This is a genomic window from Calothrix sp. NIES-3974 (assembly GCF_002368395.1).
Taxonomy (GTDB): Bacteria; Cyanobacteriota; Cyanobacteriia; order Cyanobacteriales; family Nostocaceae; genus NIES-3974.
This window is the reverse complement of the sequence record NZ_AP018254.1, coordinates 4,247,873-4,261,435: the sequence shown is the minus strand read 5'-3', so window position 1 is coordinate 4,261,435 and position 13,563 is coordinate 4,247,873. Positions and strand designations below refer to the sequence as shown.

Below are 13,563 nucleotides of genomic sequence, written 5' to 3'. Positions count from 1 at the left end.
AGAAAAATTCGTATGGATCAATTAAGTTTAAATTTGACGGCGATATCTGTTTTCTTGATGACACTTGCGATTTTGCTTGGACCATTACTACATATCCCCCCCACATTACCAGCTGCGACCACATTTGCAGTGTTAGGAGTGGTGACGGTGGATAGCTTCTTTTTGCAGGGGAAAGGGGGAAATGTATTCCTAGATTGGATTGGGGGATTTTTTCCAGCCTATCGCGATCGCATAATCTACCATGAAGCGGGACATTTTTTGCTGGCCCATCTGTTTGCGATTCCCGTTCTCGGTTACAGTCTCAGTGCTTGGGAAGCGCTACAGCAGGGTTTTCCGGGACAGGGTGGAGTTCGTTTTGATGATGAAGAGATACAAAACCAGTTAAAAAGCGGAAAAATTACAGCCCAAATGCTTGACCGATATGGTATTGTTTGGATGGCTGGAATTGCAGCCGAGAAAATGGTGTATACTGAGGCTCAAGGGGGAAAAGATGATCGAGCTTTTCTCAGTGCTTTGATGCGGAATGTCGGTTTTTCCCCATCGATATGCGAGCAAAAGCAACGCTTTTATTTACTCCAAGCGAAAACCATCCTTGAAGCAAATTCCCTTGCCTATACTAAACTAGTAGAAGCAATGCGCGATCGCGCAACTGTTGATGAATGTATTCGGATTATTTCTGAGTCGAAATCAATGGAAAAACTCACACCACTTGAAAATTTCTAATAAAATTTCTAATTCTTTGAGTACTTGCTGGATGCAGAGGGAGTGGGGAGTGGAGAGTAGTAGGAAGAACAAACCATGACTCTAGGCTGATCGCTCACTCGCTGCAAATGCAGGTATTATTTTTTGATTTTTCCACAGATTAGAAGCCAGTTCCACCGAGTATTTTCACTTGAGTTACTTGAATTAGTAGGGGTTAACACAGGGAAGCAGTAGAATTTTTATACTGTCTCCTGTCTTAAGAAACAACGTGTAAATAGGGTTTGTAGGCATAACTTTCGTCCGCGACAACTCGGTTTCTTCCTAAAGCTTTCGCTTCTAGTAAATACTGGTCAGCTCGATGTAGTAAGCTCACTCCCTTGATATCATCCTCCGCTTGCAGACAAGCAACTCCCAAACTAATTGTGACATTGATAGATAATTGGGGATCGATTTGAAACGGTTCACTACCGACCACGCGATTTAAGCGTTTCGCAACTGAAATTGCTTCGTCGCAATCCGTATTACTCAACAAAATCACAAATTCCTCACCACCATAGCGAAATGCGGTGTCTTGAAAGCGGAGATTATGACGCAATCTAGTACATAATAACTGCAACAAGCGATCGCCGACTAAATGTCCGTAGGTGTCGTTAACTATTTTGAAGAAATCGACATCCAGAATAATTAAACTAAAATATTGGCCCTGTTGCCGTGATTTTTGAATTAGTCGGGGTAATTCCCATTCTAAAGCGCGTCGATTATTTAATTCTGTCAACGCATCGGAAAGAGCGATCGCCGAAAGTAAATCATTCGTCCGTACCAAATCCCGATATTTATGAGCTTTGCGCAAACCAACCGTCAACTGTGCTACCAACAAGCGGTGACAAGCTGCTATCTGGGAGCAACTAATTTGCGATCGCCCATGGACAACCAGCCAAAAAATGTACACATCCGCACCTTGACGCAATGCAGCTGCGGTCATGTCCGTTTCCCATTCCCAGTCAGATTCTGCGGATGCTATTTTCTTCTCCAAAAACTCTGCTCGATCTTCCAATAAGATGCAATAAATCCACGATAACTTGGCTTGTTCCTTCAACCAAGCACAAAGCTCCATACTACCATCAATACTAGCCTGGACAATCACGATATCGGGTGGCGCAACCTGAATCCGAGCGATCGCGTGGTTAAAATTATCGATCAACTCGATACGAAATGCATTTTCATCGCGGATCTGATCTGGAAGCGTCGCCAAAAAATTACAACTCCCAAAGACCAGAATAGATATCTTCATTGCTATATTCTCAGCCTTTTTTTACTAGCAAAGTTTACCCTGGTGAATAGGTGCGATGCTCCCTGACATTAATAAATGAACAATTTAAGTATCCCAGGCTTAGGTTTTCACCTATAGACATTGTTTTGTAACTCTCTAGATTAGTAGCAATTACCAACCTTCCCTATTATTTAGAGAAAACACCGATAGGGTGTCTACGTTGCTCAACTGATACTTAATATTTATCTGAGTAATGTTACAGGGGTTATGTTCTGCTACCTACTGTCTGCTTTCACCAGTCTTTTTTAAACAGTAAAAATACGGAATAATCGACACAGGTATAGGTGTACTGCGTGATTTCCATCATAATACTTAATCGCCCTCAACTGTGGAATTAACGTAGGTAAATTTCATATTTTTTGAGTAAAGACTATAAAACTTCATAATTGTTTCCTCCCTCTTGCTAGTTTTGACTGTAATCGGAAATATTTTTTTATTCCCACACCGAAAAATCGTTTGATTGATAGACACGCAGGTCGCAAAATCATCTCTTGATTCTAGAAGACCCCGTGTGTACAGCATTTATACGGAATCCTTCTTCCTGTAAATACCGTGATACTTAACTACATTCGCCCTTCTAGTCATTTCGTAAATAAATACCTCACTTTGACCGGTAACTCAAATCAAATTGCCAATAATCATTAAATGTGTAATACTCCTATAGACCGATACATGATACTCGTAATCCTGCCAAAATCATCAGTAAAATTACAGATAAATTAGGAAAAAAATCTTAAATCTGCAAGCCGCTAGTCAAAAATATGGGTATCAAGCTAGTTTGGATTTTGGTAAAGGGTCCAGTTCAAAAAAATATTATAGGAACACCTGGCCAGATAAATTCTTAATAAATTTGGAAACTTTATCACTTTAATTAGTCTTGCTCAACTAGGTATACGGAAAACACAAGACTTCTGAATAAATAGGGGTTGTAGAAAATTAGTTTATCCTGATTTCTCACAAATCCCTAAAACTTTCAGGGAGTGGGGAGTGGAAAGATAATTAAACTCTGACTTAAGGCTTACCATTAACTTGTGAGAAATACAGGTTTAGTCAGGTAAATGATGTATGAATACACTTTGCACGCTGATATATTACTCCTTTAGTTTGTTGACAGGTGACAGTTGTCTGCAAGCATTTACTATCTCAGCAAAAAGCTCACCCCCTGACCCTGTAAACCATAGTTGAATTATGGGTAGTGGTCTCACTCGCTAATTGTCTAAAAGGAACAAGATGCTCCCACAACAAATTCTACTGCGACAGATGTAACATGTCACGTCCCTACCTCTCCCTACTCCCTTGTGCATCACTTTCCCTTCATTCTTCGCTAATATTTAATATCATTGACGATTATTCAGCAACGTATTATTCAAACCCATGTCTTCCAATCCCTTGCGTCTTGACGGTAGCGAAATCCGCTCCCGATTTCTCAATTTTTATCAACAACGTGGACACCAGGTACTTCCCAGTGCTTCCCTGGTTCCGGAAGACCCTACCGTATTGCTAACGATTGCGGGGATGCTACCATTTAAACCCATATTTCTCGGACAGCGTACCCCGGAATTTAAGCGTGCAACGACTTCCCAAAAGTGTATCCGCACCAATGATATTGAAAATGTGGGTGTAACTAAGCGTCACCACACGTTTTTTGAAATGTTAGGTAATTTTAGCTTTGGTGATTACTTCAAAGAGCAAGCGATCGCTTGGGGGTGGGAAATTTCCACGGAGGTATTTGGTTTACCCCAGGAACGCCTAGTCGTCAGTGTATTTGAGGAGGACGATGAAGCTTTTGCCATTTGGCGTGACCAGATTGGTGTCAGTGAAAAGCGCATCAAGCGGATGGGGAAGGAGGATAATTTCTGGGAGTCTGGGCCAACTGGCCCCTGTGGTCCCTGTTCGGAAATATACTACGATTTCCATCCGGAATTAGGGGATGACCAGATTGATTTGGAGGACGACACCCGGTTTATTGAGTTTTATAACCTGGTGTTTATGGAGTATAACAAGGATGCCCAGGGAAACTTAACACCCCTTGCCAGCAAAAATATCGATACGGGGATGGGGTTAGAGCGGATGGCGCAGATTCTCCAACAGGTTCCCAATAATTATGAAACGGATTTGATATTCCCAATTATCCAGAGGGCGGCCACCATAGCTGGTATTGATTATACTACAGCCGACGAAAAAGTCAAAACCTCCTTAAAAGTGATTGGCGACCACATCCGCGCGATCGCCCATATGATTGCCGATGAAATTCGCGCCTCGAATACGGGACGGGGTTATGTGTTGCGACGCTTAATCCGTCGTGTTGTCCGTCATGGTCGGTTGATTGGTATTTCCGGGGAATTTACCACTCAGGTGGTGGAAACAGCGATCGCAATGGCGGAATCTGCCTACCCAGAATTACGCAAGCGGGAAAATGCCATCAAAGCGGAGTTGCAACGGGAGGAAAGTAATTTCTTGAAAACCTTGGAACGGGGTGAGAAGTTACTGACAGAGATTATCAATAAAGTGAAGCAAGAAAAACAAACTATTATTAGCGGTGCAGATGTCTTCAAGCTTTACGATACCTACGGTTTTCCCCAGGAACTGACCGCCGAAATTGCCCACGAAAACGGTCTAACCATTGATGAAGCTGGCTTTGCAGCCGAAATGGAACGGCAAAAACAAATGGGTCGGGAAGCCCACGAAACTATTGATTTAACGGTGCAGGGTAGTCTGGATAAATTAGCTGAACATATCCAGGTGACAAATTTTGTGGGTTATACCCAAGCCGTTACCACCTCCCAAGTTGAGGCAATTCTAGTTAATGGTGTGGCGGAAGAAGCAGCCGAAGCGGGGACAGAAATACAAATTGTTCTGGATCAAACCCCCTTCTATGCCGAATCGGGGGGACAAATTGGTGATCGGGGTTATCTATCTGGTGACGGTCTATTAATTCGCGTCGAGGATGTGAAAAAAGAATCCGACTTTTTTGTCCACTTTGGTCGCGTAGAACGGGGAACAGTCCGCGTCGGGGATACGGTTACAGCCCAAATTGACCGTGCTTGTCGTCGTCGTGCCCAAGCTAATCATACTGCCACCCACCTCCTCCAAGCTGCACTGAAAAAAATCGTGGATGAGGGGATTTCCCAAGCAGGTTCCTTGGTGAGTTTTGACCGATTGCGCTTCGACTTTAATTGTCCCCGCGCATTAACACCGGAGGAAATTCAACAAGTCGAAGACCAAGTTAACACCTGGATATCGGAAGCCCATCCGGCCCATGTGGAAATTTTACCCCTAGCTGAAGCCAAAGCCAAGGGTGCAACCGCCATGTTTGGCGAAAAATACGGCGATGAAGTCCGTGTTGTGGATTTTGCAGGTGTGTCGATGGAGTTGTGTGGCGGAACGCACGTCAGTAATACTGCGGAAATCGGGGTATTTAAAATTATTTCCGAAGCGGGGATATCTGCTGGAGTACGACGAATTGAGGCTGTTTCCGGGAGCGCGATTTTAGATTACCTGAGTATTCGGGACAAGGTAGTTAAGGAATTAAGCGATCGCTTTAAGGTCAAACCAGAAGAAATTAGCGACAGAATTACCGCATTGCAGACGGAAGTGAAAACCCTGCAAAAGGAAGTCAGTAGTTTGAAGGGAGAACTTGCGATCGCTAAATCCGATAGTTTACTTGCAAATGCAGAAACCTTGTCCGGATTTAAAATTCTGGTTGCACGTATGGATAACGTCGATGCAGCATCCTTGCAAACCGCAGGGGAAAGACTACAACAAAAACTCGGTGCAAATGCAGCAGTGGTATTAGGTTCCGTCCCCGAACCGGGAAAAGTCAGTTTAGTCGCAGCATTCGGTACGGAGGTAAATAAAAAGGGACTCCTTGCAGGTAAATTTATCGGGGGAATCGCCAAAATCTGCGGTGGAGGTGGAGGTGGAAAACCCAATATAGCCCAAGCAGGAGGAAGGGATGCAAGTAAATTAGGAGACGCGATCGCCCAAGCAAAACAGGATTTAATTGCCAGTTTGGGTTAATATCAATCAAATCTGTAGAGACGCAATATATTGCGTCTCATATTGACAAAATTTTAGCGATCGCGCCACATCCCACCCAGTCATCATCCTGTCTTCTTCCCCTTGGATGAATCAAAATGACAGAAGTATTACCCCAGATACTGTGCTAGAATCCAATGTACTAGTAAAACAAGGCAAACGTAAAAAGATGAAAGGAAGAAGGTCTATTTGATAGGCTTTTTAGTCATTTGAAATGGTAGCTTTATTTCCGCCGAATTGTACTAGTAATTTAAAAAATCTAGTTAACATCCAAGAGTTATTGGATTGTTAATGTTACTGATAATTCTGTATGGAAATCCCTCGCTTACACCCAGATACCATTGATGCTGTCAAAGCACGTGCAGATATTTATGAGGTTGTTTCCGAACATGTGGTGTTACGGAAGCGAGGTAAGGACTATATCGGGGTTTGTCCATTCCATGATGAAAAAACTCCCAGTTTTAGTGTTAGTCCCAGCAAGCAAATGTACTATTGCTTTGGCTGTCAAGCAGGGGGGAATGCCATCAAGTTTTTGATGGATATTCAAAAGCGTGGGTTTGCGGATGTGGTGTTGGATTTAGCAAGACGCTACCAGGTACCACTGCAAACCTTAGCACCGGAAGAACGTCAGGAATTGCAAAGACAGATTTCTCTAAGGGAACAGTTGTATGAGGTGGTAGCAGCAGCAGCAAGGTTCTATCAACATGCGTTGCGGAAGGAAGGTTACGGTGCGATGTCCTATCTTCAGCAACAGCGTCAACTGGATGAGGAGATAATCCAGCGATTTGGTTTGGGATATGCTCCTGGTGGTTGGGAAACCCTGTATCGCTATTTGGTAGAGGATAAGCATTACCCGGTGCAGTTGGTGGAAAAAGCTGGTTTAATAAAACCACGTTCGGAGGGGAAGGGATATTACGATGTGTTTCGCGATCGCATTATTATTCCCATTCATGATACCTTGGGACGGGTAATTGGGTTTGGTGGGAGGACGATGGGGGATGACCAACCGAAGTATTTAAATTCCCCAGAAACGGAGATATTTTTTAAGGGTAAAACCTTGTTTGGATTGGATCAAGCCAAAAACCCGATTTCCCTGTTTGACCGGGTAATTGTGGTGGAGGGTTATTTTGATGTCATTGCTTTACATGCTGCGGGAATTACGAATGCGGTTGCATCTTTGGGGACTGCTTTAAGTTTAGAACAGGTCAAATTAGCGTTACGTTATTGTGATTCTAAACAACTCATTCTCAATTTTGATGCAGATAAGGCTGGTGTCAATGCAACGGAAAGAGCGATTGGAGAAATTGCCAATTTAGCCTATAACGGTGAAGTACAATTAAAGATTTTGAATATTCCCGATGGGAAGGATGCGGATGAGTATTTACGTACCTATTCGGCTGATGATTATCGACAGCTTTTAAATCAAGCTCCTCTATGGATAGATTGGCAAATTCATCAAATTATCCGGGAACGAGATATTAAAAATGTCATTGATTTTCAATTTATCTCCCAGCAATTTGTCAAACTTCTCAACAAAATTGAAAATATTGATACGCGCAATTATTATATTTCCCACTGTGCGGAAATTTTATGTGGTGGTGACACTAATCTGATTGCTTTGCGTATAGAAAATCTTGTCACCCAGTTAAATCCCCTACAAAGAAGCTTCCCAAAACGGAAATATTCAAAACCTACTCCAACTGAATTTACCACACCTGCCGATTCCATTCCCCTAGATGATGACATAGGAATTGATAGTCCATCCTCAACCCAGGATTTAGGTACTGACAGCAGCAAAAATCAACTTACCATTAGTAAATCTAACTTACTTGTCCAAGCAGAAGAATTATTATTACGTATTTATCTACATTGTCCCCAACATCGTCCAACTATTAATCAAATCCTGGAGGAAAAAGACCTGCAATTTAGTCTTTCCCACCATCGCTATCTCTGGCAGCAAATATTACAAATTCCCCATCATGAACAGATTGACTTAATTTCCACTATTCAAAATATTTATTTAGCATCTGCAATCGATCTAAACTCGATTTCCCATTTATTTTATTTAAGTGAAAAAGCCAAAACGGAAATTATTCGCACTCCCCAAGTGATTCAAGCAACTATTGCCTGTATGGAAAAAAATCTCCGAGAAAAGCGCAAACGTCATTTTTTAGAATTATTAAATCAAACTGATCCCAACAATGACCCTGAACTATCCCAATCCTATTATCAATCTTTCCTGTATGAAGAAATTAAACTGCAAGAATTAAATAAAATGCGACAATTTTCCATTCTGGATTTAATTTGAATTATCATTTCTGGGAATCGGGAGAGACACGACATGTCCCGTCTGTACTCTCGAAGGAAAAATAAGCTTTATAACCCCGTGTCCAGAGTCAGGACAATAGTCAAAATAGTGAGAATTAATACTTTCCAATGCCAATTTCTACCAGGGGAATACTACTTGCGATCGCCACAATTTACCACGCGATCGCCACCTATCTAGAAAACCAACAACCACCCCGGTAAACTAATCAAAGCCTTACTCCCGTACAGACGCGATATATCGCGTCTCTCCGTGTACAGACGACCCGACGGGTCATCTCTACTCCCTGCTCTCAACGACAATTTGTACCACCCACCGACTTAGCTTTAAATACAACAACACCCAACCATCTACTCACTTAGGGATTTCCTCTTCTATCATCTTACTCTTTGGGGCTACACTAGATAAACTTTGTTCGCGCTACAAAGACACCTTCTAGTTGCATTTCCCCCCTAACACAAATGAGGAATTATAAGTTTTCGCGTTGGGCGTTGTTGTTTGTTTGCGAGACAGATCCAATAAACAGCTTTCTTACCTCTTTGTTTAACTAAGTTGACTCCGGGCTGTTGTCTCTGCCAGGGAAGCTATCTATCTAGCTTCAATTATTAATATACACCAGTTAATTTGCTGGGAATAGTGATTGCAACTAATCTTTACTGTTATCAACATTAGTTAAAATCGGAAAATAAAGATTCAAGATGTAGAATACTTAACCAAAGAAAATTACTTGAAAGTGATAAATTAATCCAAAGGTGACAATGATTTCAGCCGATTCTGACTCTGAAGTTGGTAGATGTAATTACATATGAAACCACGATATATACTTCACACGGTCAATAAGTGAGCTTTTGATTGAAATAGTTAATCCTGGAAGAGACATCGCCATGCAACCTCTCTACTACTAAAAGAAACATATACCAGCATGTAAGGTATAACCTATTACTTGTTCCACTACCCATCCATTTACTTATCCTTGAATCCTCTTGATTTTTGCTAAAATTCTATGTCTAACAATCGAAACCGACAACCAGGAAATAATCAACCACGACGAGTTCGACAACCTTTTTGGAAGGAGAAGGTGATTCAGTTACTGCGGGGGACAATTGGTATATTAGAAAATACGGTGACAAAGCTGGAACAGGAGGAGACTAGGGAAATTCCCAGGTCTGGTTTTTGGGGAAAAATTCCCTCCATCTTGCCGGGTATAATTATAGCTGGTGTCGCTGTAGTGGTGATTTGGCGAGGAACTAATTTATTTCATCAGCAAACCAATCCCGAAATAGAACCGACACCAATAGCAAGTATTAGCACACTAACACCGGAAGCAACACCCGAAAATCCCATCCCAGAGGAAACTATTCCCCCAGAGGTGGAACCGACCCCGGAAGCGATCGCACAATCAACACCAGAACCGACTCCAGAACCGACTCCGGAAATTACTGCTGTAGAGACCCCCGTTGAACCAGAAACCATTCCCGAAATCACACCTTTGACCCCCGAACAAAACCTGATTGCAGCCATTGAAAACCAAATTGCCAACATTAGCGATCGCATTGCCCAGGGGATGGTAAAGTCAATTCAGGTAAATTTTGCCAGTAGTACCCTGTCGGTAAAACTCAGTGATGACTGGTATAATTTGTCAACATCTGAGCAGGACGAAATTGCCACCGATATTTGGTTGCGATCGCAGGATTTAGATTTTACCCATCTAGAAATTATGGATATGCAAGACCATTTAATTGCACGCAATCCAGTAGTGGGAACACAAATTATCGTTTTGCAACGACATGCATAATCAATTATGATTTTAGCTGATGAGAGTTTGGTGGATTTTCCCTCCCTAATTCCATCGCTGTGAATAAGTTGTCTATATTATCTAAAATAATCAGACAAGGAAAAGTCGTCAGGTATTGATATAATAGGCAATAGATTTGCTTTTTTACTTCCTCTTGATGAGAACAGCGATAGATACCCTGATCAACACATTTTGGGGATTCTGAAACTTGCTGTAAAGAAACAAGATGATCTGCTAAAGCATAGCGTTTATCTTCGGAGGAGAAATCCGCTGGGAGTTTTTCCAGTAAATGATCAATTAACAAGTTTTTTTGTTGCTCACCGCAGTTTATCAATGCAATAATTGGAGATTTGTGAGATTGAGTTGAGCAAAAAGTTGATAAACGGGGTGTCTCAACACCATGAAAAAAATTAACCGATGGCAATTCATTGTTACTATTGATGACGAAAAGCTGATAATATCGCTCAAATGCATGACGAAAATTCTTTTTCGTCACTTTCTCTCCCAAACTTTTTGATAATACATGCCATAATTCTGCACCCACATCCTTTTTGATATAATCTAAACAATAACCACGACTCAAGGCAAATTCCTCATAGGTTTTATTTTCACAAGCAGCTTGTAATAAATCCAATTGTAAATCCGTCAAATGCTTACCAGTTTTTTCCGATACAATTCTATCCGCAATTTCCAATATACTTTGAGTATTCATTTTGATAACCTAATTTTGATAAACTATGAGAATTGATGAAAATTTGTAAACTTTAACTACAGCATTCCGAGGGGGATTTGTGAAATCTTACATGTAGGTTTATTAACGGTTGACAGTTGACGGTTAACAGTCATCAGTCAAAGGTACGCTATTTTTTACGACTTAAATCGGATTATTGTAGTTCAGTTGATTGTTCACTCGCTTGATCCAGAGGTGGAGAAAAAATCATTGTCATAGGTTTTGGTATTAGCATGAAATATAAGCTACTCCCCACTCCCTCTAAAACTGTGAATTTTGTGAAAAATGGGGATTTATCTAGATTTTTTACAAGTAAGTTGTAGCATTTCACTCAAATCTTGATACATTTTCTTCCCCTGCTTCCCCGTCAGATATCAACTTCAAGTTAAGTATTGATTGTTCTTCTATTCCCTACTCCCTGTCAGTTTTAGGGATTTGCTTCAAATGCGGATTTAACGACATGACATCAAAAAGCTGAATCGTGATAAATATTGCTGATTGGTCAAATTTTTAATCCAGTATTAATATATTACTAGTTATTGCATCAATTAATTGCTTTTTAAAAACCAGATTTTGTCCTTATATATATAAGGCTGGAGTCAAACTTTGAAAACTTGATAGTTAAAAAAGTCCCCTACAAGGGAGTTATAGTAATTTCCAACTTGCATTGAAATGAAAAAATCAAATAGTGAAAAGTTGGATTTTTGATAAGATTATCTTGTGGAATCAATATTTGTCAAAACAAATTAAATTCTTGTGCAAGTACGAAAAACACTAAAGTCTTGAGAACAGATTTATTTTTCTGTTGCTCCCTACTCCCCAAAATTTTCAGGAATTTGTGAAAAATTGAGGTATACAAATTCAGAACTATATTCGGCAATTTAATTTGCCATTTATTTTTCCCAATCCCACCTCTTAATACCTAACTAGACAATATCCAAATTCTCGCTGGTAAACGGATACAAATATCCATACCAACAAGATAATTAGGGTACTGTATGCAAAAATTGTATCAGTGAATTCTTCTATCTGCATCATACAAACTATTGATAACTTTGTTTCTATCTTTGCAGTCTCTTCAATATTTCCTTATTATTCTTTCAAAAATTAATTAACGTTTCTTAATTTAAATAACTTTACAAAGTTCACAAATTTTACGGGAAAAACGATAGTCAAATCACCCACCTAATCCCCCAAAACTCCCCTCGTCATATCCAGAAGTTCTTGGGAATATGAAAGTGTGATGAGTGAGCAAGACAACTCAAATCACACAAGTAAATCACTAATAAATTAGAAAATGAAAGGGAATAAAAACCATTAACCCTACCCAATCCAGGTGAAAAATTTCATATTGCAAAACTGTTTTAATCAGAAATCCCAATAATTAAAACATCCAATGTTTAGCAAACTTTTAGCAACCTTAACCAATAGTTCCTTGCTATGTCTACTCATTGTAGTCAGCACAGATGTAGAAGTCCAAGCTCAATCAGTGAACAATACAGTTAATTCCCAATCTCAACCGACTCAAGAACAAAGGTTAGATAATCAACAGCGCAACTCGTCAGCAATTAATCAAACCGGAGTATATAATCTCGGTGAATCCGCAGCTTATAAAATTCAGGGAATCGCAGGAATGCATGTTGTTTGTCCGCGACCCTCCTTAGTATTAGGAACCTCCTTTAGTTCCTTTGATGGAATTAGTTTCTCCAATAATTCATCTTACGGTATCAATGCTGCTTTCGTGATTCCTTTAGGAGGAAGTTTAGAGGGTACTTGTAAGCGAATGGCAGAAACTATTGCTCGTAAAACACAATATGACGTAGAGATTATTAATGCTCGTGCTTGTTCTGAATTAATCAGCGCAGGTGTACAGCTTAACCCCGACAGCTTTCCAACTATTGCTGCTGTTTGTCAAGGGGTATCTATAGATAGAACTAATACAAAAGAACCTAATAAACCCATCAGGTTCCAGTCTCAGGACTTACCAAAAAATGAGACTGAAAACAACAATTAACTTGTCAATTACTATCACAGGTGAAATCATGAAAAAAGTTCTTGGTTTAGCAATTTTGGCAACTTTTATTAGCTTACCAGCCCTTGCTGGAGAAACCTTTGTTCGTAACGAGTGGGTTAATAGTCATAGTACAACTAATACCAATTTAAATCTTGATTCTCACACTAATTCTAACCGTTATGAGAACTACAGTTCTTGGGCTGATAAAATTTATGTGGATGGGGATATAAATGTTTCTAAGTGCTTCTCTAAATGCGGTGTTGTCAGTGAAGTTTCCTTCGATGACTTTACCGTTCATGCTGCTGGTTCAAACCTAAGTGGTAGCTTCCATGAAAATATTGTCACCAAAGTTTACGGCACAATCAATACAATTACTAACTCCTATACCAACTCTCACGAAACAACTGCTGGTGTACGGTAATTGTTAACATCTTTTGCGATTGCTAACTAATGTCGCAATGACGGTGTTTACCTTGTCCTTGCGTAAGTTCTGGCTATTATCCATCGTTAATCAACCTGGGGGTGGTTTTTCCACCCTTTTTTCTCATGAAATATTCAATTTTGTTGTCTATTGCCTTGTTTGGATGGATTATTTTCATCTACTTCCAGAGAGATTTTTTTCTCAGTC

At 40.4% G+C, this 13,563-nt stretch carries 8 protein-coding genes; 6 read left to right on the top strand and 2 right to left on the bottom strand.

The window, feature by feature from the left end; genetic code table 11:
• The first annotated feature begins 12 nt into the window (after window positions 1–12).
• Window positions 13–723, top strand: a complete 711-nt coding sequence (locus tag CDC37_RS17125; RefSeq protein WP_096623471.1) for an ATP-dependent Zn protease — start codon at window positions 13–15, stop codon at window positions 721–723.
• Between the two features lie 235 nt (window positions 724–958).
• Here CDC37_RS17125 and CDC37_RS17120 read toward each other — a convergent pair whose 3' ends face one another.
• Entirely contained in the window at window positions 959–1,993 is a 1,035-nt protein-coding gene (locus CDC37_RS17120) for a GGDEF domain-containing protein (RefSeq protein ID WP_096623469.1), read from the bottom strand.
• 1,413 nt (window positions 1,994–3,406) lie between these two features.
• Here CDC37_RS17120 and alaS point away from each other — a divergent pair.
• The 3 genes from alaS (at window position 3,407) to CDC37_RS17105 (ending at window position 10,191) form a co-directional block, all read left to right on the top strand.
• Window positions 3,407–6,052: an alanine--tRNA ligase gene (gene alaS, locus CDC37_RS17115; protein ID WP_096623467.1), complete on the top strand. Its 2,646-nt coding sequence runs from the start codon at window positions 3,407–3,409 to the stop codon at window positions 6,050–6,052.
• A 328-nt stretch (window positions 6,053–6,380) separates the two neighbouring features.
• A complete protein-coding gene (dnaG, locus tag CDC37_RS17110) occupies window positions 6,381–8,378 on the top strand; it encodes a DNA primase (RefSeq protein ID WP_096623465.1) in 1,998 nt (665 codons plus the stop codon).
• 1,021 nt (window positions 8,379–9,399) lie between these two features.
• Entirely contained in the window at window positions 9,400–10,191 is a 792-nt protein-coding gene (locus tag CDC37_RS17105) for a hypothetical protein (protein ID WP_096623463.1), read from the top strand.
• Between the two features lie 4 nt (window positions 10,192–10,195).
• On the opposite strand, the gene CDC37_RS17100 is transcribed toward CDC37_RS17105, so the two are convergent.
• Window positions 10,196–10,903, bottom strand: a complete 708-nt coding sequence (locus tag CDC37_RS17100; protein WP_096623461.1) for a hypothetical protein — start codon at window positions 10,901–10,903, stop codon at window positions 10,196–10,198.
• A 1,414-nt stretch (window positions 10,904–12,317) separates the two neighbouring features.
• Between CDC37_RS17100 and CDC37_RS17095 the strand changes: the two genes are divergently transcribed.
• Both CDC37_RS17095 and CDC37_RS17090 read left to right on the top strand, forming a co-directional pair.
• Window positions 12,318–12,935 (top strand): hypothetical protein, encoded by a 618-nt coding sequence (locus CDC37_RS17095; RefSeq protein WP_096623459.1) that lies wholly within the window; start codon window positions 12,318–12,320, stop codon window positions 12,933–12,935.
• Window positions 12,936–12,963: 28 nt separating this feature from the next.
• Complete coding sequence (locus CDC37_RS17090; RefSeq protein ID WP_096626339.1) at window positions 12,964–13,356, top strand: hypothetical protein; 393 nt, start codon at window positions 12,964–12,966, stop codon at window positions 13,354–13,356.
• Window positions 13,357–13,563 lie beyond the last annotated feature (207 nt).

Excerpts from the sequence above, each read along its gene's own strand:
- CDC37_RS17125 (WP_096623471.1), top strand. The coding sequence starts at position 13 with ATGGATCAATTAAGTTTAAATTTGACGGCGATATCTGTTTTCTTGATG.
- CDC37_RS17120 (WP_096623469.1), bottom strand. The coding sequence starts at position 1,993 with ATGAAGATATCTATTCTGGTCTTTGGGAGTTGTAATTTTTTGGCGACG.
- alaS (WP_096623467.1), top strand. The coding sequence starts at position 3,407 with ATGTCTTCCAATCCCTTGCGTCTTGACGGTAGCGAAATCCGCTCCCGA.
- dnaG (WP_096623465.1), top strand. The coding sequence starts at position 6,381 with ATGGAAATCCCTCGCTTACACCCAGATACCATTGATGCTGTCAAAGCA.
- CDC37_RS17105 (WP_096623463.1), top strand. The coding sequence starts at position 9,400 with ATGTCTAACAATCGAAACCGACAACCAGGAAATAATCAACCACGACGA.
- CDC37_RS17100 (WP_096623461.1), bottom strand. The coding sequence starts at position 10,903 with ATGAATACTCAAAGTATATTGGAAATTGCGGATAGAATTGTATCGGAA.
- CDC37_RS17095 (WP_096623459.1), top strand. The coding sequence starts at position 12,318 with ATGTTTAGCAAACTTTTAGCAACCTTAACCAATAGTTCCTTGCTATGT.
- CDC37_RS17090 (WP_096626339.1), top strand. The coding sequence starts at position 12,964 with ATGAAAAAAGTTCTTGGTTTAGCAATTTTGGCAACTTTTATTAGCTTA.